Origin of the sequence: Algoriphagus alkaliphilus (genome assembly GCF_900103735.1) — a bacterium.
Taxonomy (GTDB): domain Bacteria; phylum Bacteroidota; class Bacteroidia; order Cytophagales; family Cyclobacteriaceae; genus Algoriphagus; species Algoriphagus alkaliphilus.
The window spans coordinates 1-26,635 of the sequence record NZ_FMXE01000047.1; the positions used below are offsets into that span (position 1 = coordinate 1).

Annotated in this window: 25 protein-coding genes and 2 pseudogenes; 9 read left to right on the forward strand and 18 right to left on the reverse strand. The window is 42.3% G+C overall.

Translation table 11 applies throughout. The features are described 5' to 3' along the window. The 4 genes and pseudogenes from BLQ81_RS20510 to BLQ81_RS20530 form a co-directional block, all read right to left on the reverse strand. Nucleotides 1–221, reverse strand: a pseudogene (locus BLQ81_RS20510) (hypothetical protein); the annotation flags it as partial. Between the two features lie 341 nt (nt 222–562). Next, a complete protein-coding gene (locus tag BLQ81_RS20520; protein ID WP_092734556.1) occupies nt 563–1,795 on the reverse strand; it encodes a serine hydrolase in 1,233 nt (410 codons plus the stop codon). Then, the gene (locus BLQ81_RS20525) at nt 1,792–2,856 is read right to left on the reverse strand and encodes an aminotransferase class I/II-fold pyridoxal phosphate-dependent enzyme (RefSeq protein WP_092734559.1); all 1,065 of its coding nucleotides are present in this window, start codon (nt 2,854–2,856) and stop codon (nt 1,792–1,794) included. Before BLQ81_RS20525 ends, BLQ81_RS20520 begins: the two co-directional genes overlap by 4 nt. Nucleotides 2,857–2,864: 8 nt before the next feature. Beyond that, entirely contained in the window at nt 2,865–3,287 is a 423-nt protein-coding gene (locus BLQ81_RS20530) for a VOC family protein (RefSeq protein WP_092734562.1), read from the reverse strand. Between the two features lie 60 nt (nt 3,288–3,347). Here BLQ81_RS20530 and BLQ81_RS20535 point away from each other — a divergent pair, with 60 nt between their 5' ends. From BLQ81_RS20535 to BLQ81_RS20555, 5 genes are all read left to right on the forward strand, one after another. Next, entirely contained in the window at nt 3,348–4,250 is a 903-nt protein-coding gene (locus tag BLQ81_RS20535) for a patatin-like phospholipase family protein (RefSeq protein WP_092734565.1), read from the forward strand. Beyond that, nucleotides 4,237–4,857, forward strand: coding sequence for a class I SAM-dependent methyltransferase (locus tag BLQ81_RS20540; protein ID WP_092734568.1), 621 nt, complete (start codon nt 4,237–4,239; stop codon nt 4,855–4,857). Before BLQ81_RS20535 ends, BLQ81_RS20540 begins: the two co-directional genes overlap by 14 nt. A 228-nt stretch (nt 4,858–5,085) precedes the next feature. Further along, the gene (locus BLQ81_RS20545) at nt 5,086–5,688 is read left to right on the forward strand and encodes a trimeric intracellular cation channel family protein (protein ID WP_092734571.1); all 603 of its coding nucleotides are present in this window, start codon (nt 5,086–5,088) and stop codon (nt 5,686–5,688) included. Between the two features lie 151 nt (nt 5,689–5,839). Further along, nucleotides 5,840–6,736, forward strand: coding sequence for a YitT family protein (locus tag BLQ81_RS20550; protein ID WP_092734574.1), 897 nt, complete (start codon nt 5,840–5,842; stop codon nt 6,734–6,736). Beyond that, nucleotides 6,736–7,317, forward strand: coding sequence for an HD domain-containing protein (locus tag BLQ81_RS20555; protein ID WP_092734577.1), 582 nt, complete (start codon nt 6,736–6,738; stop codon nt 7,315–7,317). The genes BLQ81_RS20550 and BLQ81_RS20555 overlap by 1 nt, the downstream gene beginning before the upstream one ends. Here the strand turns inward: BLQ81_RS20555 and BLQ81_RS20560 are convergent. The 14 genes and pseudogenes from BLQ81_RS20560 to BLQ81_RS20630 form a co-directional block, all read right to left on the reverse strand. Beyond that, nucleotides 7,314–8,435: a DUF4221 family protein gene (locus BLQ81_RS20560; protein WP_092734580.1), complete on the reverse strand. Its 1,122-nt coding sequence runs from the start codon at nt 8,433–8,435 to the stop codon at nt 7,314–7,316. The two genes, BLQ81_RS20555 and BLQ81_RS20560, sit on opposite strands and share 4 nt — an antisense overlap. A 3-nt stretch (nt 8,436–8,438) precedes the next feature. Beyond that, a complete protein-coding gene (locus tag BLQ81_RS20565) occupies nt 8,439–9,593 on the reverse strand; it encodes a DUF4221 family protein (protein WP_092734583.1) in 1,155 nt (384 codons plus the stop codon). Next, the gene (locus BLQ81_RS20570) at nt 9,586–10,716 is read right to left on the reverse strand and encodes a DUF4221 family protein (RefSeq protein WP_175454302.1); all 1,131 of its coding nucleotides are present in this window, start codon (nt 10,714–10,716) and stop codon (nt 9,586–9,588) included. The genes BLQ81_RS20565 and BLQ81_RS20570 overlap by 8 nt, the downstream gene beginning before the upstream one ends. 4 nt (nt 10,717–10,720) lie before the next feature. Beyond that, complete coding sequence (locus BLQ81_RS20575; RefSeq protein ID WP_092734589.1) at nt 10,721–11,860, reverse strand: DUF4221 family protein; 1,140 nt, start codon at nt 11,858–11,860, stop codon at nt 10,721–10,723. Nucleotides 11,861–11,871: 11 nt separating this feature from the next. After that, a complete protein-coding gene (locus BLQ81_RS20580; protein ID WP_092734592.1) occupies nt 11,872–13,005 on the reverse strand; it encodes a DUF4221 family protein in 1,134 nt (377 codons plus the stop codon). Between the two features lie 3 nt (nt 13,006–13,008). Continuing rightward, a pseudogene (locus tag BLQ81_RS20590) lies at nt 13,009–14,175 on the reverse strand (DUF4221 family protein). Then, nucleotides 14,129–15,301: a DUF4221 family protein gene (locus BLQ81_RS20595; protein WP_175454305.1), complete on the reverse strand. Its 1,173-nt coding sequence runs from the start codon at nt 15,299–15,301 to the stop codon at nt 14,129–14,131. Before BLQ81_RS20595 ends, BLQ81_RS20590 begins: the two are co-directional and overlap by 47 nt. A gap of 4 nt (nt 15,302–15,305) precedes the next feature. Next, a complete protein-coding gene (locus tag BLQ81_RS20600) occupies nt 15,306–16,445 on the reverse strand; it encodes a DUF4221 family protein (RefSeq protein WP_092734604.1) in 1,140 nt (379 codons plus the stop codon). Nucleotides 16,446–16,519: 74 nt separating this feature from the next. After that, on the reverse strand, nt 16,520–17,890 hold the full coding sequence (locus BLQ81_RS20605; protein ID WP_092734607.1) for an alkaline phosphatase family protein: 1,371 nt from the start codon (nt 17,888–17,890) through the stop codon (nt 16,520–16,522). Nucleotides 17,891–18,229: 339 nt separating this feature from the next. Next, on the reverse strand, nt 18,230–19,441 hold the full coding sequence (gene eboE / locus BLQ81_RS20610) for a metabolite traffic protein EboE (RefSeq protein ID WP_092734610.1): 1,212 nt from the start codon (nt 19,439–19,441) through the stop codon (nt 18,230–18,232). A gap of 16 nt (nt 19,442–19,457) precedes the next feature. Continuing rightward, on the reverse strand, nt 19,458–20,612 hold the full coding sequence (locus BLQ81_RS20615; protein ID WP_092734613.1) for a 3-dehydroquinate synthase: 1,155 nt from the start codon (nt 20,610–20,612) through the stop codon (nt 19,458–19,460). A 73-nt stretch (nt 20,613–20,685) separates the two neighbouring features. After that, the gene (eboC, locus tag BLQ81_RS20620) at nt 20,686–21,600 is read right to left on the reverse strand and encodes a UbiA-like protein EboC (protein ID WP_092734616.1); all 915 of its coding nucleotides are present in this window, start codon (nt 21,598–21,600) and stop codon (nt 20,686–20,688) included. 3 nt (nt 21,601–21,603) lie between these two features. After that, nucleotides 21,604–22,515 carry a TatD family hydrolase gene (locus BLQ81_RS20625; RefSeq protein ID WP_092734620.1) on the reverse strand — a complete coding sequence of 304 codons (912 nt, stop codon included), beginning with the start codon at nt 22,513–22,515 and terminating at the stop codon, nt 21,604–21,606. Between the two features lie 195 nt (nt 22,516–22,710). Next, nucleotides 22,711–23,601: an EboA domain-containing protein gene (locus tag BLQ81_RS20630; RefSeq protein WP_092734623.1), complete on the reverse strand. Its 891-nt coding sequence runs from the start codon at nt 23,599–23,601 to the stop codon at nt 22,711–22,713. Between the two features lie 193 nt (nt 23,602–23,794). On the opposite strand from BLQ81_RS20630, the gene BLQ81_RS20635 reads away from it, so the two are divergent. From BLQ81_RS20635 to BLQ81_RS20650, 4 genes are all read left to right on the forward strand, one after another. After that, nucleotides 23,795–23,986, forward strand: a complete 192-nt coding sequence (locus tag BLQ81_RS20635; protein WP_092734626.1) for a type II toxin-antitoxin system VapB family antitoxin — start codon at nt 23,795–23,797, stop codon at nt 23,984–23,986. A 3-nt stretch (nt 23,987–23,989) separates the two neighbouring features. Further along, complete coding sequence (locus tag BLQ81_RS20640) at nt 23,990–24,376, forward strand: PIN domain-containing protein (protein WP_092734635.1); 387 nt, start codon at nt 23,990–23,992, stop codon at nt 24,374–24,376. Nucleotides 24,377–24,548: 172 nt separating this feature from the next. Continuing rightward, nucleotides 24,549–24,917 carry a DUF6567 family protein gene (locus tag BLQ81_RS20645; RefSeq protein ID WP_092734629.1) on the forward strand — a complete coding sequence of 123 codons (369 nt, stop codon included), beginning with the start codon at nt 24,549–24,551 and terminating at the stop codon, nt 24,915–24,917. Nucleotides 24,918–25,019: 102 nt separating this feature from the next. Next, nucleotides 25,020–26,564 (forward strand): M20/M25/M40 family metallo-hydrolase, encoded by a 1,545-nt coding sequence (locus BLQ81_RS20650; RefSeq protein WP_092734632.1) that lies wholly within the window; start codon nt 25,020–25,022, stop codon nt 26,562–26,564. Nucleotides 26,565–26,635: the final 71 nt, after the last annotated feature.

The following is a 26,635-nucleotide window of genomic DNA, read 5'->3' on the forward strand; positions in this document are numbered from 1 at the left end:
ACAAAAGTCTGAACAATTAGATCCTCCTGATCTAAAAACAAAGGAAGTAGCCCGCTTTGATCTTCAATAAATTTTTGAGCTTTGATCTTCAAAAGCTCCAACTCCACTGGGGTGACGCCAGAACCTGCGGTAAAAATGACTTTGTTTCTACCCTTGTTCTTTTCTACTACCTGAATGCTTACAGTACCACTTCTGTTCTTGTTTTCCCGGATAAACACCACAAAATATAATTTGCAGCACCCAAAATGACAAAAACAATTTTATATATATCTTATTTACAATGAGTTGCAAAATTCAAAAATCAGAATGTTGAAAACAGGAAAAAAAGATTCAGGTTTGAATTTAGTCAAAGTAGAACACTTTTTAAAACAACATAGTCATATAGCAAAAGACAGCCAAAAGCTTTGGTCACCCAAAAACTATGTGCTTCTATGTTTCTATGTGGCAAAAAACTTTGAGTCATCTCCGACTCTCCGGTAAAAAAAAACTTTGCGTGACTTCATGAACCCTGCCTACCGTCAGGCAGGTTCGCGGTAAAAAACAAAAGATTTAGCTTTTCTCCCTAATAATCAAACTTTATCCCATTCAAATCCGCAGGAATCTGTTTTTTTCGCTTTAGCTCCATTTGATATAAATACTCCCCCAATTCAGCGAAAAAGGGAAGTCCAATTTCTTCTGTTTCGTAAGTGTCATCATTCAGCGTTTCATTTTCATTCGTATAAATCACAGCTGTGACGAAAAACTCTACTCCATTGTCAAAATCAACGAAGTAGCTTCCATCAATCAGGTGTCCATAGGCCCAACCTGTCTTGTTATAGATTCGAAATTGCGCCGGAATCGGTCCCTTCGCTGTCCCAAATTTGTAAAACTTCGAGTAACTGTCAGGGTACTCCGACTGTGGATAACTTGGAAAACGACTCTCTCTTGGAAGCATACTCATATACTTCAGGATGAAGTTTCGGTGCTCCTCATTTAATTCAAACCGTTCGATACCGAGAAATGCCTGAGGAAAAACAATCCGCTTCACCACTCCATCCAAATCGGAAATCGAAAACTTATTTTTGAAGGTAAAATCCAAAGACTCATTCACGAGGGAATCTCCTGAGAAATATGCTTTGCCAATTTTTGGTTGTTCAGCATTGGAATAAATTATTTTCGTACTGCGAGCAGGGAGTTCATGAATGATCACTCCGGATTTATCCACAAATCGTATTGGGTTGAATTGCCGATTTTCTTCAGGACTCATCGGCATGCTGAGACGGTGATTGATTAGGGTATGACTTAATCCCTTTTCCTTCAATTTTTGATTGATGTAGTCCTGACCAAGTAATTCATAGAGTCGATTGAAGGCATCATTGTCAGAAACGAGCAGGATCTTTTTGATGTAATGTCCGATACTTGGCAGGCCTGATTCAGCCGAACTGTCTACCAAAGCAGGAAATTGGGAAGGTCGGACTGAATCTGTCAACATGCTCGTTTCAAGGGTCAATCCTTCAATACCTTGCTCCTCCAGCCATTCCAAAGCCAAAATTGCAATTGGAAGTTTGACTGTCGAAGCAGGGTAGAAATAGCGTTCATCGTCCAAGTTGAACTGAAAAGTAGTCATCATTGGATTGACATGTTCATTCCGGTCGATTTGTGTATAAAGTATTTGAACTTGGTATTTGGAGGAATCTTGAAGAACCTTTTTCAGGTTTGGGTAAGCGTCCAAGCCATCCACAAAAAGTTTCGGCTGCTTAGTTTGGCAGGAGTTTATCCATAAAAGTATCAAAAGTAAAAAAGGCAGGTTTTTCATTTTTTATCCGAAAGTTGATGTAAGGCTTCATTGAGTGCCATAAAATCCCAAAGTGTATGAGCTGCTGAAATAACGATCCGGTCTATTCTAGGACTTTCTGCATTGGGGTAAGAAAAAGAAGAGGTGATAAAACCCATTTTCTCCAGTTTTTCCACCCAATCAGGGTTTTCATAGATGAAAACCGGAAATTGTGCTGAACCCTGAATTGTGGATAAGTCACGGGTTTCCTGACTGAAGATTCCACAATAGTCCCGGATTTTTTGACATTGGGATGTATAGATTTCCTGAGTTTCAAGAAAGGCCTGTAGGTTGGCCGGGCTTCCCGGAGAAGCTCCGGTGTAGATAGCCTGGCTTTTGATTGCCTCAATTAGCTGAGTTTTCCCTAATACAATTCCGGCCGGCATGGCCAAACCCTTTCCCATGGAACCGGAAATGATCAGATTAATTTTTGAGTCTTTATGAACCGAATACGTTCCAAACACCCCTTTGCCCAAAACCCCAAAAGCATGACTATCATCAATCAGCAGGCTGACTTCATGTTTTTGTGCAATTTCTTTCACCCAAGTATAATTATGAACCTCAGCTTTGAGGGGGTCTACGGCATTGCCCAAAATTAAAATCCGCTGTGCAGGAAGTTTATCAGAAAGCTCAAGACACTGCCTTTTCCATTGTGTAAAATTTAATTGATAATCAGGCTTTAATTCTGCCGGCAGGATAGCGGGATGTGTATCCGGAGCGATCCAGCACTGATCGGATTTGGGGTAAAGGTATTGCCAGGCGGAGATTCCGGCTAAGTAGCCGGAACTCATCACAGCGCTGGCTTCGGCTTTAGCCTGTTTCGCAAAGAAGCTTTCAAATTCATCATAGACTTTCAATCGTGCATTATTGACCCGGCTGAGTCCGTGATTGAATCCATAGCGGCGGATGCAATCAAACAGCACAGATTCATAATGCCGATCTTGGTCAATCCCGAGGTAGGAAGTGCCACTGAAGAAGAGGTATTCCTTTTTTCCAACATACACAAATCGACCGAGTCGCTGATCTAGATTGATGGCTTTCAAATCGGCGATTATTTAGCAAAAATCTGGCTTGGATCCTGAAATGACTTGAACTCCAGGGCATTTCCGCAAGGATCCAGGAAAAACATCGTTGCTTGCTCGCCGACTTCCCCCTGAAACCGGATATAAGGATCGATGACAAATTCAATTCCATGAGCTTTCAACTTATCGGCGAGGGTATGCCACTCGTCCCAACCCAAAATTGCGCCGAAGTGCCGTACCGGAACATTCTTTCCATCGACTTCATTGGTCTTGGCATTGGCCAGTTCTTCAGGCTTGATGTGAGCCGAAAGCTGATGACCAAAGAAGTTGAAATCGATCCACTTATCGGTGCTTCGACCAATGTCACAACCTAACAAATCTCCGTAGAATGCACGTGTTTCTGCAATGTCACGGATGGGGAATGCGAGGTGAAAGGGTTTAAACTCACTCATAATGCTTAGTTTTGCGGATAATTTTTCTTCTAAAATAAAGTTTTTTCAATCCTTAAAGATATGTCAAAAAAGAAAACAGTTTCATTGGTTTTGAGCAGCGGCGGGGCGAGGGGATTGGCGCACGTGGGTGTGATCGAGGAGCTGGAGAGTCGTGGCTATAAGATCGCTGAGATCGCGGGCTGCTCGGCAGGAGCGCTGGTCGGCGGGATGTATGCGGCAGGTAAATTACCCGACTTCAAAGATTGGATCTGCAATCTGGATCGTATTGATGTTTTTTCCCTGATGGACTTCACCTTTTCAAGCAGGGGATTTATCAAAGGCGAAAAAGTGTACAATGCCCTGAAGAAAGTGGTCAAGGACTGTCAGATTGAAGACTTGTCAATTCCTTTTTCCTGCAATGCAGTGGATTGCCACACCGGTCAGGAGGTTATTTTTCGTGAGGGAAGTCTTTATGCGGCAATTCGGGCTTCGGGAAGTATTCCTTCGGTTTTTCAGCCTGCCCGGCATCATCGACATGAATTTATTGATGGTGGAGTATTGAATCCTGTCCCCATTTCATTGATTTCAAATCATGAAAATCGGTTATTGGCGGTGGTTGAAGTGAATGGACCTGAATCTCTTTACATCGAACCTCCAAAAAAGGATGAAAAAGGCAGGAGATTCATGTCCATACCCAGCTGGTTAAAAGATTACCAGCTCAAGATGCGACATTATTTTCCGGAAGAAATAAAAGAAGAGAAATCAACTTCCCTCAGTTCCATCAATCTCCTGACACGTTCCTTTGATTTACTTCAGGATCGGTTTTGCGAGTTGTTGATTGAAAAATATCCAGTGGATATGATGGTGAGGGTTTCGAGAAAACAGGCAGGCACACTGGAATTTCACCGGGCTGGGGAGATGATCGAGATCGGACGACAAAAAGCAAAGGAAGCACTTGACGCATTGGAAAATGGATATACCTGAATTAAATCGTCTGCTGGGCAATGTGGATATCTACCTTTTAGACCAGATTCTGAAGGGTCGATTTACCAAGGAAATGAAAATCCTGGACGCTGGTTGCGGAGAGGGACGCAATGCCGTTTACTTTATCCAAAAAGGCTATCCTGTATTTGGGATTGATCCAAACGAACTTGCAATCCAATACTGTCGCTTCCTTTCCAAAAGTTTGAACCCGGAATTTGACATTCATCGCTTTCAGGTCGGAAAATTGGAAGAAATTCCATTTCACAACGATGCATTTGATGCAGTGATCTGTTCGGCCGTTTTACATTTTGCAGAAAGTGTGGATAATTTCTGGCAGATGATCCGGGAAATCCATAGAATCCTCAAACCGGGAGGAATTTTCTGGTTTCGAATGACAACAGGTTTTGGAGGAATTATGGATGAAAGTCTATCCTTAGCTAGTGGAAAATACTCGCTTCCTGACGGTTCAGAGCGGTTTTTGCTTACGCAAGACCATGTGGATAACTTGAAGTTACTAGGATTCCGGCATCTGGAAAATCCCAAGTCCGTCTTAGTGCATGGACAGCGGGCGATGGGGGTTTTTGTGATGGAGAAAGTGAAGAAATGATCAATTTTCAAATTCAATGATCAATTTTCAAATAATTCGTGCATCTCCCTGAAAATTGAGAATTGATCATTGGTAATTGAACATTTAAAGCGTCTTGTTTCTTGTCTCTAAGATGATCAACCCCAAAATTCACATTGCAAGTCCTTCGTAAATCCTCCTTGAAAATTGAGAATTGATCATTGGTAATTGAGAATTTCAATATCTTCAGCCTCAACCCCCCTTCAACCCATGGATCTTCAATACGCGCTTGAACTCACCGGAACATTCGTCTTTGCGATTTCGGGTGCTTTGGCCATTCGGGAAAAAGAGCATGATCTATTTGGGGCAGGATTTACAGGGTTTATCACAGCTATAGGCGGCGGAACATTGCGGGATATTTTATTGGATAGCCATCCTTTGGTTTGGATAGGAGACATATATTTTCTCTATTCGATACTGGCCGGAATTCTCACTGCATTTCTTTTTCCAAGTATTCTCAGTCGCCTTCGCAAAACATTCTTCCTTTTTGACACGCTTGGAATTGGATTTTTTACAGTTTTAGGGGTAGAGAAAGCCCTCAGTTTGGGTGTAAGACCCGAGATTGCAGCGATCATGGGGATGTTTACTGCGGTGATGGGCGGAGTTATCCGTGATACGCTTACAAATGAAATTCCCATTTTGTTCAGGAAGGAAATTTACGCCTCTGCCTGCCTTGCAGGTGCAATCCTTTATTTGGTATTAGACTATTACAGCTTGGAGCGAGACTACAATATGTTGATTTCGATGTCACTGATCATCAGTATCCGAATGATAGCAATGAAGTATAAGCTCAGTTTACCAAGGCTCGGTTAGGAATCAAGTCTTTTCTTTTACAAAATCGATCTAATTTCTACTTTCCTTAAAGTTTCCGCTGTAGAATATTTGGGCAACCTGGGTTTTTGTTTTAAATTTTACGAAATATGACAATTACGAAGTATATGATCTTTTTTAAAAATAAGCTGGAATGATTACATCCAGACAAAACATTGATTGGGAAGCCGTATTTGATCCATTTTCCATCCTCTATATTGTAGCCGGAGTCTTTTGTGCTGCCGTAGCATTGGAAGCCTTTATGCTCCCAAATAAGTTTTTGGATGGCGGAGTGACTGGTATCGCTATAGTTTTGAATCTCCGATTCGGAATTAACCTTTATGTCCTGTTAGTAGCAATCAACCTTCCCTTTCTTTGGCTGGGCTGGAAAAAAATCGGGAAAACTTTCGCAGTTCAATCAACCTTCTCGGTCTTTCTTTTGATAATAATTCTTGAAATCCTTCCAATTGAAAAAGCTGTTACAAATGATCATGTACTGAGCGCTCTCTTTGGGGGAATCCTGATGGGCTTGGGGATTGGCTTGATTATTCGAGGCGGTGGATTGATTGATGGATTTGAGGTGATTACCGAATTCGTGGAAAAAAATTCCCCGCTTTCAGCCAGTGAGATTACCATCTTCCTGAATTCACTCATTATGCTGTTCGCTGCCATTTTCTTTGGCATAGAACCTGCAATGTATTCTATCCTCACTTACTTCACCGCCATCAAAATGACAGATTACGTCGTCGAGGGATTTGAGGAATATACTGCACTGACGATCATCTCAAGGGAGCATGATAAAGTCAAAGAACTGATAGTAAAGGAATTTGGGAAGGCAATATCCGTATATAAAGGCGAAAGAGGCTATCTTCCTGAAACATTCCACATCAAGCATCCCTGTGACATTATTATGACGGTGGTAACAAGGCTGGAAGTTCACCGAATGAAAGAGGTAATTCAACAAATAGACCCTAAGGCATTCTTTTATGTACAAACAATCAAGGAAGTAAAAGGTGGTGTCATCAAACGGGTCGGTAAAAAGCACAGCTGATGGTATTTGAAGAAATCCAACATACGGTCTATCAGGAAATCCTGGCAAAATTGCCCGAACACCTGACTTATCACAATCTGGATCATACGGCCTATGTGATAGAGAAAGCAATTTTCCTTGCCAGGGAACTGAAGGTCTCCGCAAAAGATCTTGACTTGCTAAAGCTGGCGGCACTCTTTCATGATACGGGCTTTATCGATAATCCCAAAGACCATGAAGAGAAGGGTTGCAAAATCGCTAGGGGCTATCTTGAAAAAGGCTACTCTACCGATGATTTGCAAAAAATATATGGGATGATCATGGCAACCAAAATCCCTCAGAGTCCTACCTCGCTTTTAGAAAATATTCTGGCAGATGCCGATCTGGAATATTTGGGTACGGATCTTTTTGAGAAAATAGGCAAAACACTTTTTGAAGAACTCAAGCACTTTAATCCCGACTTCACGGAGCAGGCTTGGGACGAGTTGCAGTTGGTTTTTATGCAAAAGCATCACTTCCATACCGAGTACTGTCGCATCAACCGAGAGCCTAAAAAGCAGGAAAACCTGCTGACGGTGAAGAAAAGGTTAGGTTTGGTTTAATCCTTAAACTTAGGCTTCACCCTCACAAAATACACTTCATCATCCTGATTGAGATAGGTGTAAATCATCCCATCCCGGACGAAAACCTTTGAGGGCAGTTTAAAATTCTCATCCAAAAGTACTTCGCCAAGTTGCTCAAATTCAGGAGAAAATGCGGTAAGCACTGCTTTTGGAGACTCCACGGTAAACCTCCAGAAGACCTTATTTTTTTCATCAAAGTGAAAATTCCCATAGCGGACTTCATTCAGTTTTGCTTCGAAAATTTTCTGAAATTCGGCTTCAGAGTCCACAATTTCAGGAAAAGCAGCTTCGGATACCTGTCTGGTAAATTGACTTTCATACGTTTTGGAGCTGATCGAGTCCGTCTTCAGTTCCAGAAAGTAAACTTTATTTTCTGCACCGATTGAAAAGACCACGGAGTCACCTTTTACCAGGATATTGTTAGGAGGAAAAGTGGCATTGACGGGGTGTTCTCCATTGTAGAGGAATGTCGTCTGATATTTTAACCAAGAGCTTAACGATTCCATCGGAAAGATTTGGGCCGTTTGTGCTTCAAAATCAACCACAATCACGCCTTCTTTCGGATCGGTCATCTTTTGCCCTCCATAAAATCCCGCTAATTTTTTCCCATCACCCGACATGGCTTGATCCAGCCAAATCCGACGTCCTTCAGGGAGTGATTTTAGAATAAAATCTTCCTTATCAAGTCTGAAAGTGCTGATTTTATTGAATTGAGCATCAAAGGTAGAAACCTGATACCCATCCCGGAAAATAAAGCTGCCTTTAGGAGTAGGGTGAACCTTTGAAATATATTCAGTACCCAAACCGTTTGGCCCTTCCAATTCCATGGGAATGATCTTTTCCAGGCTAAGGTTTTCCAGATTGATCACCTCCAGTGCGACGGGTTTGGTTCGCTTGAAATTGTATAAGTATTTACCATCCGGAGACTCTCCCGAGGAAGACAGACTCCAATTGACAAAGAGCAGCTCATCTCCGGCATCGACTTGCACGGTGTCCAGTTCTACAGAAAAGTCTAGGGATTGCCGCTCACGTGGTTTTTTTTCAGAAGAACAGGAGGCGAATCCGACGATAAGGAATAAGAAAATTGCGTTTTTCATAGTCTAAAACTTAAAATCCATCACGGCAAAGCCCAATTCATCCTCCACATTAACATAGGACCAGAGCTTGCCGTCTTTGAAGAAGGGCCAGGAAGGCTGAAAGTTTAATTCCTTGATTTCAACTTCTCCAAGGAGATTAAAGTCTGAATCATAGGCAAAAAGGAAGACTTCATTTTTTGGAGGAGCTTGAGGATCTAGTATTGGTTTGCGGATAGACCCAAACCGAAAATATTGGCCTCGATTCTCGTCCCACAGAAAATCACCAAATGATATTTGATCTTTGGTGTAGTTAGCCGCTTCATCAAACTCCTCTTTAGACTTTAATTGCGGGGAGGCAGGTGGCGTCTTCTGATTGGGGACGAGTTTGTGTTCGTAAGTTTTGAATACCAAAGTGTCTTTTAAAATATCATACCGATAAAAACTACTTGTACCCTGAGAATAAACAAGAACTTGATCCCGCTCTGTGCTCAGTTGGACACTCGCTGTATTGGCTGTGGAAGAGGACCTTCCCTCACGAAAAATCAATTCAAAATTCGATAGAAAACCAAATTCGGGCAATCCGATGACTTTCCCATTTAAGGAGTCCATATCGAATATGGCCAGGCTATACTGTTCCGATTCAACATTATGAGGTATAGAAAATAACAGGTTATGCTTAGGGGCCGCCTCTAATTGATAAAAGAAAGTGTAGTCCTTCTCAGTCGTTATCCCTTCCAATTTGACAGAATCACGGTTTAGTGAGGTTAACTTTTCAGCTCCCAAATTGAAGATTCCTGAATTTTGCATTCCCAAAAAAAGAAGTTTGTTATCACCCAAAAATTGTGTCGTGATGGCAAAATCCGGCATTCCATTCGGTCCTTCTTTTTCATATTGGATTTGCCTTTCAATTTTCAACTTTTCCAAATCGATGACCGAAAGGACTTGATCTGAAGGATGCAGGTGGTAGAGATACTTTCCGTCATCAGAAAAGTCGGCTTTCAGCAAGCCAAATTGGAGATTGAGGAGGTAATCTCCCGGATCCACCAAGACCGTATCAGCGGTGAAGCTGAGATTTTTCAGCATGTTTCCTTCAGTATTGGAACCTGTGTTTTTGCTATTTCCGCAGGAAAAAGAAACTAATCCAAGCATCAAAACACCAATTAGGAGCTGCTTATTCATCGTTCAGATTTGGTTTAAGCCTTACAAAACTCAACTCATCATTTTGATTGATTCCTTTGTGTAAGTAGCCATCTCTGAAAAAGACATTCCCAGTAAAATTTGGGGCCTTATCCAGTTCATAAATTAGATTTAGCTCCTGATCAAATATGGAAAGGACAACAGTCTGTTCATTGGTTCCCGCTGAAGTTTCCTTTTGATAATAGGAAAAGCGAAAGAAAGTTTTGGATATGGGATCGTAGGTAAATTTCCCATATGTCGGTTCATAATACTTAGTTTTTACGGCTTCTTCCATCGCTTCCAAGGAGTTAACTTTTCGGGGAAAATTCCCGGGTTTCGCAGCAGGAAGCAAGTTCGTTGCGTAGCTTTTCTGATAAAGTGAATCTTTCTTAAGATCATATATAGCAATAGCATTCACTGGGCTGATGCTGATCAAAACTCTATCATCTATTAGTTGAAGATGAAATTCATCTCCGTTAGTCATGTTGGTTTCAGCTTCAAGGACAATTTTGAAATCTTCAAGTGACTTTAATAAAGGAACCTCCAAAGTTTTGCTAGTCCTTTGGATTAAATCAATCAAGACCAAACCTTCTCCGGAGGACCTTCCACCACGGGATACACCATAGACACCAGCGAAAAAATTTCCTTCTGAATCGTAGTCTCCACTGAAACTTGCAATCGTCTTGTCAGGGATATTTTTGGACACAAATTCCTCCACATCCCAATTGTAGATTTTGAGGAGATTTCCTGTGGAATCCATTTTTCTGATTCCATCAAAGGAAGAGAAGTAGAAATCCTCCTGATTCGTTACATGCAAATCAAAAAGCGAAAGAGATCCTATTCCATTTGGTCCGTCGGGAGCGAATTGAATAGATCGCTCGATTTTGTAGGTATTCAAATTAATTTTGTCCAATCGTTTTTCTATCGCATTATAAAAGAATAAGTAGCGATCATCCGGAGCCAAAATCATAGTCCGCAGTCCAGCATCCACTGTCAACAATAAGTCTTTGGAATCTACCCAGACCGTATCCGTGGTGTAAGAAAACTCAATTTGTGATTGTTCTACTTTTTTACCTTCACAGGAAAAAATCAATGGTAGGAAAATCAGTGCTAGTAGTCTTCTCATCATCTTAAAACTTAAAATCAATCACTGCAAAACCCAATTCATCATCCACATTGATGTAATTCCAAAGCTTGCCGTCTTTGAAAAATGCCGAATAGGGAATATCCTTAATGCCTTCGAGTTTGGCCTCCCCGATCAACTTAAGTTCCTGATCGAAAACGAAGATGAAAAACTCGCCTTTTCTGGTTTGACCTTCCTCTACCTGTGGACCCCAAATTCTCCCAAAGCGAAAAAATCGCTTATTTTCCCGGTCGTGGAGGAGATTTCCAAAGTAAATTTGCATCTGAGCTTTCTCCTGCTCGGATTTAAAGGCTTGTTCCGAGGTGACTTTTTGAATGATGGGCTTATCTTTCTCGTTTGGAGTCAGGGTAAAATTATAGTCTATCAGGTACAGGGAGTCCTGCTCGATATTATAATTATAGATCTTGTTGTTGGCCGAATTTGTAATCAAAACTTGGTCTTCAATTAAGTTGACTGTAATTGACTCTCCATAATATTGAACCATATTATCTGTTCGAAATGAGAGATTGTATTTCAAAGCAGTCTCCATTGCCGGGATTTTGCGGAGCTTCCCAGATTTATTTTCCACATCAATGATTGCCAAATCAATGGTTTCTCCTAAAAAATCACCTGGTAGGGAAAACATATTCTTTCCATCCTTGGTCAACTTCAGCCCAGATGTGAGCGAGTTACTTTCCACCTTCTCAAGCCCAGCCAATTCCTCAGGTTTTACATTGAGGTCCTTTACTTTCTCACCCTGCAAATTGAATAGCCCATTGGAATTATATCCTCCCATATACAAATCTCCATTGTCCATGAATTGCATGCTAAAAACATACTGCCCAATGCCGTTGGGACCTTCTTTTTCCATGGGAAATTGCTTTTCCAATATCAAATTGTCCAGATTGATCTGATTGATTTTGGTGTTCGCAACATCCAGTTGATAGATATATTTTCTGTCTTGGCTTAAAGCTGCGGTGCCCAGCCCTCGGGAGAGATTGATGATTTCTTCACCCGGATTGACCACAACAGTATCCACCGTGTAGCTGAAATCTTCCAGGACTGTTCCTTCTTTTTCTACATTTTCGCCTTCTCCCCCACAGGAAAAAAGCACCAAAATCATCAGGTAAACTGGTTTTAACTTCATGTTGTAGTTGGTTAAAATTTAAAATCCATCACCGCAAAACCCAATTCATCATTTACATTGACATAGGACCAAAGTTTGCCGTCTTTGAAGAAGGCAGAAGAAGGGATATTCTTTAGTCCTTCTAATTTTGCTTCCCCGATCAGCTTCAGTTCTTTGTCAAAAACGAACAGAAAGTATTCTCCTGCTCTTGTTTGGGATTCTCCTACTTTTGGACCCAAAACCCGCCCAAAACGAAAAAATCGATTGTTGCCGCTATCATAGAGCAAATTTCCAAAATAGATTTGACCTAGTGCAATTTGCTCCTCTATTCGAAATTCCTCAATCGAGGATACTTCTTTTTTAATAGGCTTGTCCTTTTCATTGGGAACCAAGGCAAAATCATAGTCAAATAAATACAGGGAATCTTTGACGTAGTCATAGTTATACACCTTGTTATTTGCCGAATTACTAACCAACACCAAGTCCTCAATCAAACTAATGCTTATTACATCTCCATAAAACTGGGTAGTGTTTCCCATCCGGAATTCCAGGTTATAGTCTAATGCTTTTTCCATTGCTGGTATCTTGAGAAGTTTCCCGGATTTGGTTTCTAAATCAATTACTGCCAGTTCTATTGTGTTTTCCACCCGATCACGAGGCATAGAGAACATAAAATTGCCATTCCTTGAAAGCTTTATTCTCGGGCCAAGTGTGAAATTGTCTAGGCCTTCAATACCCTCTATTTCATTTAGATTAAAGGTTTTTACTTTTTCGCCTTGCAACGTGTATAGGCCATAAGAATCATAGCCACATAAATACAACTCCTCATTATCCATGATTTGCATTTCAAAAATCAATGGTCCAATTCCATTGGGACCTTCCTCCTCAAAAGGATATTGCTGATCCAAAGTCAGCTGATCCAAATTGATCGCATTGATATGCGTATTGTTAGGATCGAGCTGGTAGAGATATTTTCTATCCAAACTAAGAGCAGAAACCCCAAGCCCATAGGAAAGATTAATGATCTTGTCTCCCGGATTCACGACCACTGTATCCACCGTAAAAGTCAGATTCTCCAGAAAATTTCCTGATTCAGCTTTTTCAGAAGAATTTCCTCCACAGGAAAAAATCATTGGGAGGAATATGAGGTAAATTTTTTTTCTCATTATTTAAAAATTAAATGTGAATTTAGCCAAGGCCGGGCTTTCTCCTGCTACATGATAACTGTAAAGTTTTCCATCGCGAAAAAAGGGACGAGGAATCATTTTATTTATTCCCTTCAATCTCGCTTCTCCTATTAGATTGAGTTCTTTATCGTATGCAAATAGAAATACCGAGGTATCTGTTTCATTGGTCATACTGCCCAATCGGAAATACAGATTTCTAGATTCATCCCAGTAGAAATCTCCAAAAGTAATTTGCTTCTTCATCTCTTTCATTACCTCTCTTCAACACTCATTAGAATCCACTTCAGTAGGAAAGTCTCCGGTCTTGGACTTGGCTACCAATTGATGTGGGAAGCTATATTGTCGAAGAGAATCTGTCTTCCAATCATAGGTATAGATATCAGAGAGCGATCCACTGTATATGAAAAACAGGTTGTTGACAAGTTGCAAGGTCTGGAAGTCACCTGATCGAGTCATTCCATTTCCTTGCTTGAATGTGACGTTGTACTTGTTCGTCAAATCGAGCTTCGAAATATCCTTGAGCGTTCCGGTCATCGTTTCGATATCAATCACAGCCAAACCTTCCACTGGACCGGTGAAGTTATTTGGTAGACTGATTGTTTTCTTTTTGTCAGGACTGAGATGGATATTGTTTGTAAGGGAAAAAGTAGCTTCAGAATCAAACCCAGAGACGGTTTCCAATTGAATCCTGAGATTTTGAACTTGCTTTCCATCGAGGGAAAAAATCCCCGTCTTGGCGAAATCTGCCATAAAAAAAGATTCATTTGGCAGCGCTTGAAAATAATTAAGGTTTGGAGGAATAGCATTTGGGCCATCGGCTTCAAAGGGATGGATAGCCGTCAACTTAAGGTTGACCAAGTCGTACTCGTGAATTTGCTTTTTTGGTTCATAAAACCAGTACCCTGTTTCGCCGTCTTCGCTTAGATCACTTCCATAATATGCTCCTGGATTGAAAATCTCCTCGCCCACATCCATGAGGAGCGTATAAATGGAATAGCTAAGATCTTCGAGTATGTTGGTTTTTTCCTTATCCTCTTTTTCGGAACAGGATACCAGGACTAAGAGGGCTAGAATTTTGAATGACTTATTCATCGTGATGGGATTAAAAATTAAAAGTGAATACTGCGAAACCCAAATCATCTTCCACATTCACATAGGACCAAAGTTTGCCGTCTTTGAAGAATCCGCTTTCTGGTATTTCGGCGACGCCCTGAAGCTTGGTTTCGCCTTTTAGCTCCAGATTCTTGTCGTAAGCGAACATAAAAAACTCATATCTTTTGGGAGAATCAAGAGCGGCTCGTGGAAGCCCAATACTTGCAAACCGATAATAGCGCTGGGTAACTTTATCCCAATAAAACTCTCCATAATCTATCTGGGTGTGGAGTTTTTCTATTTCGGCCTTAAATTCTCCTTCGCTCGACACTTGATTCTTGATCTCGATGTCTTTCTCCAAAGGAGCTATTTCATGAGGAAATGCTTTATAATAGAGACTGTCAAGTTCTGGATCAAAGACGTAAATGGCATTTCCATAAGTGGAGGAAAGTAGGACCAGATTACTTGGTTTTTGAAGCTTGAGTTCTTCACCTTGAGAACTACCACCGCCCCCAGAATTGTATTCGACTCCGAATTTAAAAACTCTATGGAATTCAGGAATTTCAAAAATTTCTCCTGTCTGTCCCGCTGAATCCATAACAGCGAAAAAAATTTCCTTGGTCATGTAATTGCGAGGAACGGTATAAAGTTTCTCCGATTTCAAATCCACAAACAAATCATTACCGATTGCAAAAGGTTCTAAACTCGTGTTCTGAAGCAGGTCTTCTCCATTCAATTTTATGCTTTTTAATTTTTTCCCAGTTTTGGAGAAAAGTGCAGCATTTCCAAATATATCTTTCACCAAAAAATCCCCAGAAGGAAGGATTCCAAAAGTTAACACAAACCTACTTACTCCATCAGGGCCCTCCATTTCGAAGGGGTATCTGTGGACAAGTTTCAAAGAATTGAGGTCAATTTCCTGAAGAATCAGCCTCCTTCTGTCAAAAATGTAAAGCAGCATTCCGTCTTCAGACACAGAACTGTAGAACTTTTTTACATATCCATCCACGTTTTTGGTGTCAATTATCGAATCACCAGAATCGATGATCACCGTATCAACTGTAAAAGCAATGTTTTCCAACACATTCTTCAGCTCTTCGACCTGTGTAGTTTCTTGTGAGTCAGGTTTTCCGGCACATGCCGAGAAAAATGCTAGGGCTAATATTAATGAGTGGTTTTTCATCATCCTAAAATTTAAAATCTATCACTGCAAAACCCAACTCATCCTCCACATTCACATAGGACCAAAGTTTGCCGTTTTTGAAAAAGGGATAAGCCGGAACGCTGGTCAAATCTTTCAATTGAGTCTCACCAATCATCTTAAATTCTTTGTCGTAGGCAAAAAGAAAAACATCTGCCTTTCGGGGTGTTTTGTCGTCCACTTTTGGTTGAGAAATCTTGCCAAATCGGTAATAGCGTAGGTTTTTATCATCCCAAAAAAACTTCTCGAATCCAATTTGCTCTTGAAGTTTAGCCCATTCCACTTGAAACTCCTCCTGACTCGAAACTTCACTTTTGGACCTAGGCTCCTTTTTGCCAGGAACCAACCTATGTTGGTAGTTCACCAGACGAAGAGAATCGCTAGAGTAGTCATAGAGGTAGATATCACTGGTAGCACTTGAGCTTATTACCGCTCTACCATTTAAGTCTTGTATTTCCAAATTTTCCGCAGCAACCATCATTGCCTCGGCAGATTTTAGTACAATTCTGAGTTCTGAGGCGATATCCATTGCAGGTATATCGATCATTTTGCCCTTGACACTTGAAAAGTCTGCTACCAAAAGATCCCTCGTCCCATCAAAAAAATTACCTGGAAGCGAAAGGAAATGCTTACTGTCTTGGCTGGCCAAAAGCCCGAAGTAAGCACCATTTTCCAAATCTTTGGACAGGCTATCGATATTCCCAGCCAAAAACTTGATATCCCGAATCTTTTCTTTGCTAGGGCTAAAAATCGCACTTCCTTGAAAGCCCGAGATAAGGAAATTCCCATCCGAAAGTATTTGAAAGCCGCCCGGGTAAGTGCCGATCCCATTTGGACCCTCCTTCTCAAATTGGATCTTTCTAAGCAATTTTAGCCCATCTAAATCAACCTCAAATAACGATTGGCTGGTTCCATCGAGCAAATAAAGCTTCTTCTTGTCAGCAGTAATATCCGCTAATCCCAGACCCCACTGAAGGTTGATAAGTTCCTCACCGGGATTAACCACTACCGTGTCAATTGAGAAGCTGATGTCTTCAAGGACATTGGAAGAAGCGGAGTCTTCGGAATCAGTTGACCCACAGGAAAAAGCGATCAAAGCGAAAGCAAAAAGGGTAAATCTAGTCATAGAAAATAATTTGCCTACTAAACTAGCTTAGCAAAACTAAAATCAAAGAATCTTGTCGCTTATTTTTTGCAAAATTAACTTCTCACTGCCCTCAATATCAGATCAAAGACTTCAGTAGGTTGGATTTTTTCGGCTGAATTAATTGCCGAACCCGACACAAAAAGAGGCTTGTCCAAGTCGGATTCAGGGATTCTACCATGGGTGCCTTTCACCAAAGTTGCATCCAGAGGAATCACATCCATCAGGTAGCGGAAGCCCAGTTTTTTCTTTAAAACCTTTGACCCAACCGTCAAAAGTGGAATTTTGATTTTGGGATCCAGGATTAATTCCACCGGATCATAACCGGGTTTGCGATGGATATCCACACAGCGGGCATAGTCAGGCGCTTTCGCATCGTCCAGCCAGAAATAATAGGTAAACCAAGAATCTGAATCTGCGATCACCACCAAATCTCCCGAGCGCTCGTGGTCGATGTGATAGGCTTTTTTGCCGGCTTCGTCCAGCACTTTTTCCACACCGGGCGTCATTTCCAGAAGGGCTTTGACTTCGGCTAATTTGGATTTGTCATTCACATGGATGTGTGCGACCTGATGATCAGCGACCGCAAAAACTGCGGAAGTCCCCGCATCCAGCGTCTCTTTTCCCAATTCATCTTTCACCTGAATCCAGCCCTTTTCCCTGAAAATCCGGTTCAAGTGAACAGGATTGCTTACCGTGGTGATGGCATATTCTGAAAGGAGTAAGACTTGAGTTCCTTGCTTCTCAAAATAGGTGATCAGGTCTTTCGCCAAGTCATCCACTTCTTGGAGATCCTTTCCAATTTTGTCAAAGTCAATCCCATACTTCTGAAGTCCATAATCCAAATGCGGAATGTAAATCAGGTTGAGCGTGGGATTATGCCATTGATCGACTTTCTTGGCTGCCTCAGCAATCCATCGACTGGATTCGATGGTAGTTTTTGGTCCCCAAAACGAAAAAAGCGGAAACTGTCCGAGCTCTTTCTGAAGCCTATCCCTGAGTTCCATGGGTTGAGAATGGCAATCCGGCATTTTACGCCCATCCTGAAGGTAAAGCGGTCTAGGCGTCACCGCATAATCCACGCTGGAGTACATATTATACCACCAAAATAGGTTGGCAACAGTGAATTCCGAATTTTCCTTTTTGAGCACTTCCCAGACTTTTTCGGCCTGTACAAGCTTGTTGGACTGACGCCAAAACTTGATTTCACATTCGTCCTGGAAATACCAGCCATTTCCCACGATTCCGTTTTCAGATGGCCATTTGCCGGTTAGATAAACAGATTGCGCCGAGCAAGTGACTGCTGGAAGTACCGGCTCGACGACTGCTTGTTTTTTAGACCCAATCCATTTTTTCAAAAAAGGCGTATACTCTCCGATCACTCGTGGAGATAGGGCAACTATATCAAGGACGACGGTTTTTTTCATTTTCCTTATAAACTAAAGGGGTTTGAACCATTAAGGGACTTAAAAAAATTAAGAAATGCTAGTCAAGCGCTTGATCCCACTTTTCAGACTATACATCTTCAAAAACTTAATTCCTTAATGGTAAATCTTTTCACTTTTCATTTGAAACCTTCGAGGTTTTGAATAAACCTCAAAGGTTAAAATTCTAATGGCTTCGACTCCGCTCAGCCTGACAATCGTGTCAGGCTGAGCGGAGTCGAAGCCCGATAAAATCACTTTCCGTATTTCCCAACTCACGTTGGTCAAGTGTTCAGTTTTAAACTGATATACTGTTTTTACAACTTACTTCTCACCAAGCCCTTACCCCATCTCCCCAATCACCCAACTCAACTCCCTGGCAATTGACTCGCCCAAACTCAATCGGGTATCTTCCGGCAAAACTTCCCAAGTGTAGGTCTCCACTTCAAGATGCTGGGTGATTTCTGGTTTGGATAAAATTTCTTTAAGTACAATTGAAATGGTTTCCTGAGTGGAGGAAAAAGAACCGTAATTCTCCAGGAAAACAGGTACATGGAAGTGAATCCGCCACTCTTCTTCCTTGCTCTCTGGCAAGAGTTCAAGGGCCTGAGGGAGGTCTGAGTATGACTTTAACTTGCCTTTTGCATCTCTGGCAACCACCTGATGCAGGTAGGTAGACTCGACAAAGGATAACAGCTTTTTGCCCAAACTGAATTTTCCATTTGGAGTTTCAGGAATCATAACTTTCAGCGCAGCTGAGATCTGAATCTTCCCAATGCGAATTCCCGCCGCTTCAAACTTGGCAAAGGTCTCAGCAGGTTCCTCATAGACAATTGCAAAATGGCAAACGTCATAGCAAACCTGAATATGTCTTTTGATCAGTTCATCTGCTTCACTTTCCGTGATTCCAAACTTTTGAGCCAGCCAAGGCTTCCCTTTTGGAAGAAGCCAATTCAAAAACAGCGAAACTGTCTCATCGGAATTTTCAAGAACGCCGTCCGGTTCCGGTTCAATGTCCAAATGCATGAGTTTGCCGGTGATCCGATGAATAGTCACCAATTCCTCCACCACTTCCAGCAGATGCTGGGTTGCGGTTTCCATGCCTTGGTTCAGCGCATCTGTGGTTTTGAACCAATGCCGATAGGAAATCGGTGAAGTGGAAATTCCCCCGTCGATCCCCGGAGGTAAAAGTTGGGCTAAAATCCTGAACGAACGGATGGTGTAATCCCTGCGATCCGTGGTAGTCCAGTCCGGAAAATGGACCTTTTCCTTGACGATCTGCCGGTGAAAATCTCCGTAGGGAAAACCATTCAAGGTAAAGACGTATGCATTTACTTTTCGCAGCCAATCCTGAAATTCCCTGAGTTTCTCGGGTCTTTCCAAGGCCAAAGAGGCTTCATTGGAAAGTCTCAGTCCGATTCCAAAAGGACCTTCCGCTTTTAATCGCTGCCGAACTTCCGGAATGTAGATCTTGAGATTCTGAAATGTGGCCTCCCAGCTTTCACCGGGATGAATATTGCTGCAATAGCTCAGATGAAAACCTTTGACGTCCATAGGTTGAAATAAAAAATCAGGAGGGAATCAAATTACCCTTTTCCTGAAATGATTGAAGTAAAGCTACAGATCTATGAATCAATTCCTCGTCCATTTCGTGCACTTCGATGCCTTTTCCCAGTTTTTTCAAAAGCATAATCGTCAATTGACCTCCCAAATGCTCCTGAAATTCTTTGAGGCCTTGAATCAAACTTTCTCCCTTGAGTTCAGACGCAAAAAGCTCAAACCCCAAGGTTTTCATCACCTGGATAATCCGTTTTAAATCAGCTTCAGAAATTCTTCCCTGTAAAAAGGAATAGGTAGAATCCAAGGCAATCCCGATTGCAACTGCCTCTCCGTGACGGATGCGGAAGTTGCTCAGCTTTTCCAGCTTATGCGCTGCCCAATGTCCAAAATCCAATGGTCTGGACGAGCCAAATTCGAAAGGATCCTTGCCTGAAATATGGTTCATGTGCATTTTTGCACTTCGGATGATATGCTCCTTCATTGGCGACATTTCACGTCGGGCTAAGGCTCCGGCATTTTCCTCCAACCACTCAAAAAAGCTCAAATCCTTAATCAGTGCCACTTTGATCGCTTCGGAAATTCCCGCTCTCCAGTCTCGGTCATCCAGCGTTTTCAGAAAATTGAAATCGTTCAAGACGGCATTAGGAGGGGTAAATGTTCCGAGATAGTTCTTTTTACCGAAGGCGTTGATGCTGTTTTTGACTCCGACTGCGGAGTCATTTTGCGAAAGCACCGTAGTCGGAATGCGAATCAGCCGGATTCCACGATGGGAAATCGCTGCCGCAAAACCCACCATGTCCAGCACCGCCCCTCCACCAATCACGGCGATGTAAGAGTGTCGGTCAATCCCATACAAATGGGTGGCTTCGACGATCCTTTGGTATAGGGTCTCGTCATTCTTGCAAGCTTCCCCGCCGATCACAACGATAGGTTCGGCCGCAAGCGTGAACATATCCTTGTATTTGTCAGCGTAAGATTTTACCTGATTGATCAACTCTGGATGCGTGTCCGAAACGCCGCTGTCAATTACAAAAAGTACTTTTGGCACACGTTCTCCCCGAAGCACATCAGCCAAAATCGTGTTTTTAGAATCAAAAAGATCCTCGGTAAAACACACCGGATATCTGAAAGGAACTGAAAAGGTCTGTTCGAGAATTGTATTCATCGGAAGGACAATAGGTTATTGGGCATTTTCCGCTTTAAAGACAATTTGAGCGGGGAATTAGTTTATTTAAACCTCAGGTTACGGCAAATTTTTTGGCTAACCAAAGGGAAATAGGAAGAAGGAGCAAAACGATGATCCCAATGGGCCATCCTGAGAAGGCTGCGGCAATGGAAGCATTCACAATGATGAGCGAAATAACGGCAGCTTTTACGGATTTTCCGATGAATTTGGGTTCCTGTGTGCGGATAGCTTTAGCCAAAGGCGGAAAGATCATATAGCCCAACAACCCTAAAAACGGAATGACTTGCAGGTATCCCGGACTCTCCAAGTAGGCCATTCCGAATATCGCCAGGAAAATCGAGGCATACATCATTCCTCCTGCAAAGAGTGCTTTCCTGTTTTTCCCATGAACTTCGCCCCTGCTGATCATCGTAATCGCCGCCACATAGATTAAAGGAATCAAGGCTATCGGCCAGATTTTCTGTAAGACTTCGGGCGCAACACTGATTCCTAAAAGCAGATTTCCGGAGCGGCATAATCCCATGTTGATCGGCCCAAGAATCCGCTGATGCTTTCCCCAATAATCATACAGCACGGCACATAGAGCAACGGCACTGGCTAAAAATCCGGCAACATGATTTACCTGAAAAGCACAAACAATTCCAAAAACTAACAGCAAAGTGGACATGATCATTGCATGCGATTTGGAAGCCCGACCACTGGGAATTGGCCTTTCGGGCCGCTCAATGGCATCCAGTTCCGCATCTGCGATATCATTGAAGGCGACTCCACCTGCATACAAACCAATTGTACTCAATGAGAGCCAAAGCAAATTTTGCCAAAACTGCTGATCTCCATAAATCCAGTTGGTGGCCATGTAGTCCCATGCCCCGGCAATGGCAAAACCCGCCCAGATATCTGCGATCGCTGTGATCACATTAGCAGGGCGGGTCAGTTGGAGGTAAGGGAAAATTCCGTGTTTGGCCATGGATTAATTCTCAACTTGATCGGCAGGACCTTCTACCCGCGGAACTTGGCCTCCACGCAGGACGGAGTTTCCACCAAGTTTTTTGGTTTGGTCTATTGAAGGTGCTTTGAGCCAGTCGTTCTCATCCATCTGTCCGCTGAGTCCGAAAACCGTCAGCGCATTTTGGTAGGTGGTGAGGCGTACGTACTCCTCGGGGATACCCATTTTTCGCATGAGATGGGCAGTTTTTGGCACAGCCAAAGGATCAGAAATCCCCCAATCCGCTGCGGAATTCACGATTATGCGTTCAGGCCCGTATTGTTTGACAATCTCTACCATCCGCTCCGAACCCATTTTGGTATGTGGATAAATCGTAAATGCCGCCCAGAAACCACGGTCGAGGACTTCTTTAACAGTTTCCTCATTGTTGTGATCCACGATAACCCACCCCGGATCCACCTGATGCTCTTCGGCCACATCCATGGATCTCGTGGTTCCTTTCTTCTTGTCTCGATGGGGAGTGTGGATCAATACCGGTAGGTTGACATCCTTGGCTAATTCGAGCTGAAGACGATAGAATTTGTCCTCCGCTTCGGTCTGATCATCGTAGCCGATTTCACCGATGGCGACCACGCCTTCTTTTCCTGCAAAAAGCGGCAAAAGCTCCATCACCTGCTCAGCCAAAGCCACATTATTGGCTTCTTTGGAATTCAGGCCCATCGTGCAGTAGTGAACTATCCCAAACTGACTGGCGCGGAATCTTTCCCAACCCACCAGTGTGCTGAAGTAATCTTTGAAAGATCCGACTTCTGTCCGGGGTTGTCCCAACCAAAATGCAGGCTCGATAGTCGCTACGATTCCGGCTTTGCGCATCGCTTCGTAATCATCCGTTGTGCGGGAAACGAGGTGGATATGGGGATCTATGTACATTTCCATTTTTTCAGGTTTTTAATATTTTGATGTGTGAATCCTAACCTAATGAAGTGAAGGTTTAGAGTTAGCTTGTGGCAAACTCGCTCTGCCGCGGCGGAGGGTTAGGGGGATTTTTAATTTTGGCATATCATAATGAAAACAATCTTGCTGTAACATCTTATCATCAATTCATACTTAAAAATAGCACTAAACACAGATTCAGGCTCTTTTCTCCTGAAAATCCCTACCTATTTTTTCCCATGTGATTTCTCCGTATTCGATCGCCATGACCACTTCGTTGTGTCCTTGCAGCAACTGTTTTGCTATCTCAGACTCACAACCATACAAGGCCAAAAGGCCGGCTTCCACTTCCAATTGCGCATTAGAAGCAAGTACTTTTTTCAAATCAGCCACGAATTTTTCTTTAATGAAAGGAACGACCAAACGCCATAGTTCCGGCATGACATCCCTTCCTGCTGCCCATCGCTCGTGGGCAAAATCCGATGCAATATCCGCCAAGGCCGGATTTCTACGCTCATCCAATTTTTGAATCCGATAGAGCGGTCGTTGCATAAAGATCGACTTTAGCACCAGCTGATTCCAGTTGGCTTCGGGGAAGTATTTCCCGGGAAAAGGATTGTTCAACGCGATGGCATCAAAGATCAGCGTCATATTGGTGCGGCATCCGTCAATCGCCCTGGAAAGCAATTCCTCGGGAAAAGGCATCAAAGGCAAGGAAGCATAAAGAGCCTGCTGCTCATAGAGGTCTCCCGTTTCAAAAAGCTGGCTGACCGCATCCAGCCATTGATCTTTTGCCCGCTGAAAATGAAGTAGAAGGTAAGTGCGTGCAGTTTGGAGTAAATCCCAATGGCTGAGTTCAAATTCTGGCACTAGCATTTTTGCCTGATCTTTTTCTTCCGAACTAAGTTCAAGATTGTCCTTTTTGAAAAAGCGGGAAGCTTGAGAGAAAGCGAGGAAAAAAGTTGAATTGGAGCTAGAATTTTTTGTTTGCTCTGCTTTTAGGCGAAGCCAAGCGATTGATTTTTCTTCTGCACGGTTTTTTTCAAAGATTTTCCAGAGAAAACGCTTCATTTCAATATCAGAGGCCATCAGTCAGATTTTAGGTTTACTTCAGATGTAAATAAACTTTATAGCGGATAAAAAACCATCCCGTTTGACAGGAATGGAGGAAGAAAAACTCCAATCCTGATGAAAATCATACTAAGCAACACTTTTGCACAACGGAGTATTCATAAATTCAGTTAAATTACATCATAAATGGTGCAATGTTGCACAATAATCTATGCGAACAACAATTGAAATACCCGAAGAATTACTCGAGGAGGTAATGAAGCTTACTGGAGCAACGACTAAAAGTCAAGCAATCAAGTTAGTCCTTGAGGAAAAAATCGCTCAAACCAAGCGAAAAAGAATTATCAATATGAAAGGATCTATTGATTTGGACCTTGATTTAGATGTTTTACGAGATAGATAAGTGATGGTAAAGTCTCCAATTTTGGTTGACAGTTCTGTTTGGATTGAGTTTTTGAAATCTGCCAAACCCTCCACGTTAGATAAATACATTGATGAAGACTTGGTTTCTACCAATGATATTATCCTTAGTGAATTGATCCCTAGGCTTCAGCTAGAAAGGAAGGCAGACATCATTGATTCCCTGATTTCCTTTGAAAAAATTCCTTTAACCATTGATTGGGATTTAATCCGGCACTATCAGATTTTAAACCTAAAAAATGGCGTGAATAAAGTCGGCATTCCTGATTTAATAATTCTTCAACAAGTGATTGAAGAAAAACTTACACTTTTCTCCTATGACAAGCATTTCAAATTGATGCAGGGTTTTTTGAATTTTGAGTTGATACCGTGACTCAAAAGGGGAAACCTTGCTTTCTCTTCAATTTCTAGATTAATATACCTGCTTGATTTTATTCCTCACCAAAATTATTTCCCTGAGAAACAAACTCTAGCAAAAAAAGAAAGCCTAAACACTAATTTATATTCCTGATTTTTTAATATTTGTATATTAAACTTTTAAAATTATGAAGAATTATTTAAAAATTACCCTTTTAGGTGCCTCTTTGGCTGTAATGTCAAGCTGCGCCACGCACAACGCTTTAACAGCGAATTTTAAATCTCAAAACACTCAAGTTATTTTATCTCAGGATAACTTCAAGATTGGAGAGAGGATTGAAGGAAAAGCAAATGCAACCTATGTTTTCGGAATTGGAGGATTAAGTAAAAAATCCCTATTGGAGACCGCACGGACAAACATGTATCAAAATGCAAACCTTCAGGGAAGTTCAAAGGCGTTGGTTAACGAAACATTTTCCACCAAAACCTCATTTTTCCTGCTCTTTTGGAAGCATCAGGTAAATGTCTCAGCAGACGTGGTTGAATTCACGAAATAATTTCAAAGCCAGGCCCAAGTTGGCTTTTTTATCATCTCTTTCCACCAATGGTTCGGTTAATTCTAATTCTAGGGATATTTTTAAACCCTAAACTAAATTCTAATGAATAAAATCTATCGCTACGGCATCGGATTATTGCTTTTGGTGTCTGTCAAAGTACAAGCCCAAAACCAAATCATCGACGCCATCATTAAAGAAGCTACTGAAAACTCCAAACTTGAAGTTTTGGCCCATGAAATCATGGATGGTGTGGGACCAAGATTGGTCGGCTCTCCACAAATGCAAAAAGCGCACGACCTCGCTGTCTCTACTTATCAATCTTGGGGAATCCCAGCCCGAAATGAAAAATGGGGCGAATGGCGGGGTTGGGAAAGAGGGATCACTCATATCGACATGATTGCACCATGGACTAGGTCGCTCGCGGGAACACAGTTGGCTTGGAGTCCTTCTTCTCCACAAGGAGGAGCGAAAGGGGAGGTAGTCATCCTCCCTGAATTTGCAGATTCGCTTGCTTTCCAAAAATGGCTGCCAACCGTTAAGGGAAAATACGTGATGCTGTCTGCTCCCCAGGTGACAGGACGACCGGATTACAATTGGGAGGAATTTGCTACACCGGAGTCTTTTGAAAAGATGAAGGCTGAAAGAATCAAAGTAAATGCGGCTTGGTCCAGCCGCTTGATGACTACCGGAAAGAGTAGAACAGGTTTGCCTTTGGCACTTGAAAATGCGGGAGCTTTGGGAATCATTACTTCTTATTGGTCCAATGGATTCGGAGCAAATAAAATTTTCTCCGGATCCACCAAGAAAGTTCCTACAGTTGACCTTTCGCTGGAAGATTACGGATTGCTTTTCAGACTGGCCGAAAGCGGCAAAAAACCCCAGATTAACCTTAATGCGCAATCCAAAGAAACCGGTGTTCAGCCTACTTACAACACCATCGCAGAAATCAAAGGAACCGAAAAGCCTGACGAATATGTGATGCTATCGGCTCACTTTGACTCTTGGGATGGAGGAACTGGCGCTACCGACAACGGTACCGGTACGATCTTAATGATGGAAGTAATGCGTATTCTAAAGGCCGTATATCCAAATCCAAAGCGAACTATTTTGGTTGGACACTGGGGCTCTGAAGAGCAGGGACTGAATGGATCAAGAGCATTTGTAGAAGATCATCCTGAAATGATTGATAAAATCCAAGCCTTATTCAATCAGGACAATGGAACAGGAAGAATCGTCAATCTCTCAGGAATGGGCTTTGTACACAGTTATGATTACATCGGTCGATGGTTGAATAAAGTGCCAAGCGACATTACGAGGGAGTTGAAAACCGAATTTCCGGGCAACCCGGGAACAGGGGGTACAGACCACGTTTCATTCGTAGCGGCGGGAGTGCCTGCATTTAACCTAGGCGCATTGAACTGGTCTTACTTCAACTATACCTGGCATACCAATTTGGATACCTATGATAAAATCGTGTTTGATGATGTGCGAAACAATGCCATCCTAACTGCGATTTTGGTGTACATGGCCTGTGAAGAACCGGAGATGGTTTCCCGCGAGCAGCGAATTCCAATCAATCCGAGAACAGGCGAACCTGGCGAATGGCCTGCGCAGCGATCTCCAACCCGAAAAGGTGGGATGAATTAATATATCTCTCAGACACGAAAAGGCTTTCTCTTCACAGAGAAGGCCTTTTTTTTGCCCTTTGATTTTTTTTC

Bases quoted from the DNA above. Each gene is read 5' to 3' on its own strand.
- BLQ81_RS20520 (WP_092734556.1), bottom strand. From the start codon at position 1,795: ATGAAAAACCTGCCTTTTTTACTTTTGATACTTTTATGGATAAACTCC.
- BLQ81_RS20530 (WP_092734562.1), bottom strand. From the start codon at position 3,287: ATGAGTGAGTTTAAACCCTTTCACCTCGCATTCCCCATCCGTGACATT.
- BLQ81_RS20535 (WP_092734565.1), top strand. From the start codon at position 3,348: ATGTCAAAAAAGAAAACAGTTTCATTGGTTTTGAGCAGCGGCGGGGCG.
- BLQ81_RS20540 (WP_092734568.1), top strand. From the start codon at position 4,237: ATGGATATACCTGAATTAAATCGTCTGCTGGGCAATGTGGATATCTAC.
- BLQ81_RS20545 (WP_092734571.1), top strand. From the start codon at position 5,086: ATGGATCTTCAATACGCGCTTGAACTCACCGGAACATTCGTCTTTGCG.
- BLQ81_RS20550 (WP_092734574.1), top strand. From the start codon at position 5,840: ATGATTACATCCAGACAAAACATTGATTGGGAAGCCGTATTTGATCCA.
- BLQ81_RS20555 (WP_092734577.1), top strand. From the start codon at position 6,736: ATGGTATTTGAAGAAATCCAACATACGGTCTATCAGGAAATCCTGGCA.
- BLQ81_RS20560 (WP_092734580.1), bottom strand. From the start codon at position 8,435: ATGAAAAACGCAATTTTCTTATTCCTTATCGTCGGATTCGCCTCCTGT.
- BLQ81_RS20565 (WP_092734583.1), bottom strand. From the start codon at position 9,593: ATGAATAAGCAGCTCCTAATTGGTGTTTTGATGCTTGGATTAGTTTCT.
- BLQ81_RS20570 (WP_175454302.1), bottom strand. From the start codon at position 10,716: ATGAGAAGACTACTAGCACTGATTTTCCTACCATTGATTTTTTCCTGT.
- BLQ81_RS20575 (WP_092734589.1), bottom strand. From the start codon at position 11,860: ATGAAGTTAAAACCAGTTTACCTGATGATTTTGGTGCTTTTTTCCTGT.
- BLQ81_RS20580 (WP_092734592.1), bottom strand. From the start codon at position 13,005: ATGAGAAAAAAAATTTACCTCATATTCCTCCCAATGATTTTTTCCTGT.
- BLQ81_RS20595 (WP_175454305.1), bottom strand. From the start codon at position 15,301: ATGAAAAACCACTCATTAATATTAGCCCTAGCATTTTTCTCGGCATGT.
- BLQ81_RS20600 (WP_092734604.1), bottom strand. From the start codon at position 16,445: ATGACTAGATTTACCCTTTTTGCTTTCGCTTTGATCGCTTTTTCCTGT.
- BLQ81_RS20605 (WP_092734607.1), bottom strand. From the start codon at position 17,890: ATGAAAAAAACCGTCGTCCTTGATATAGTTGCCCTATCTCCACGAGTG.
- eboE (WP_092734610.1), bottom strand. From the start codon at position 19,441: ATGGACGTCAAAGGTTTTCATCTGAGCTATTGCAGCAATATTCATCCC.
- BLQ81_RS20615 (WP_092734613.1), bottom strand. From the start codon at position 20,612: ATGAATACAATTCTCGAACAGACCTTTTCAGTTCCTTTCAGATATCCG.
- eboC (WP_092734616.1), bottom strand. From the start codon at position 21,600: ATGGCCAAACACGGAATTTTCCCTTACCTCCAACTGACCCGCCCTGCT.
- BLQ81_RS20625 (WP_092734620.1), bottom strand. From the start codon at position 22,515: ATGGAAATGTACATAGATCCCCATATCCACCTCGTTTCCCGCACAACG.
- BLQ81_RS20630 (WP_092734623.1), bottom strand. From the start codon at position 23,601: ATGGCCTCTGATATTGAAATGAAGCGTTTTCTCTGGAAAATCTTTGAA.
- BLQ81_RS20635 (WP_092734626.1), top strand. From the start codon at position 23,795: ATGCGAACAACAATTGAAATACCCGAAGAATTACTCGAGGAGGTAATG.
- BLQ81_RS20640 (WP_092734635.1), top strand. From the start codon at position 23,990: ATGGTAAAGTCTCCAATTTTGGTTGACAGTTCTGTTTGGATTGAGTTT.
- BLQ81_RS20645 (WP_092734629.1), top strand. From the start codon at position 24,549: ATGAAGAATTATTTAAAAATTACCCTTTTAGGTGCCTCTTTGGCTGTA.
- BLQ81_RS20650 (WP_092734632.1), top strand. From the start codon at position 25,020: ATGAATAAAATCTATCGCTACGGCATCGGATTATTGCTTTTGGTGTCT.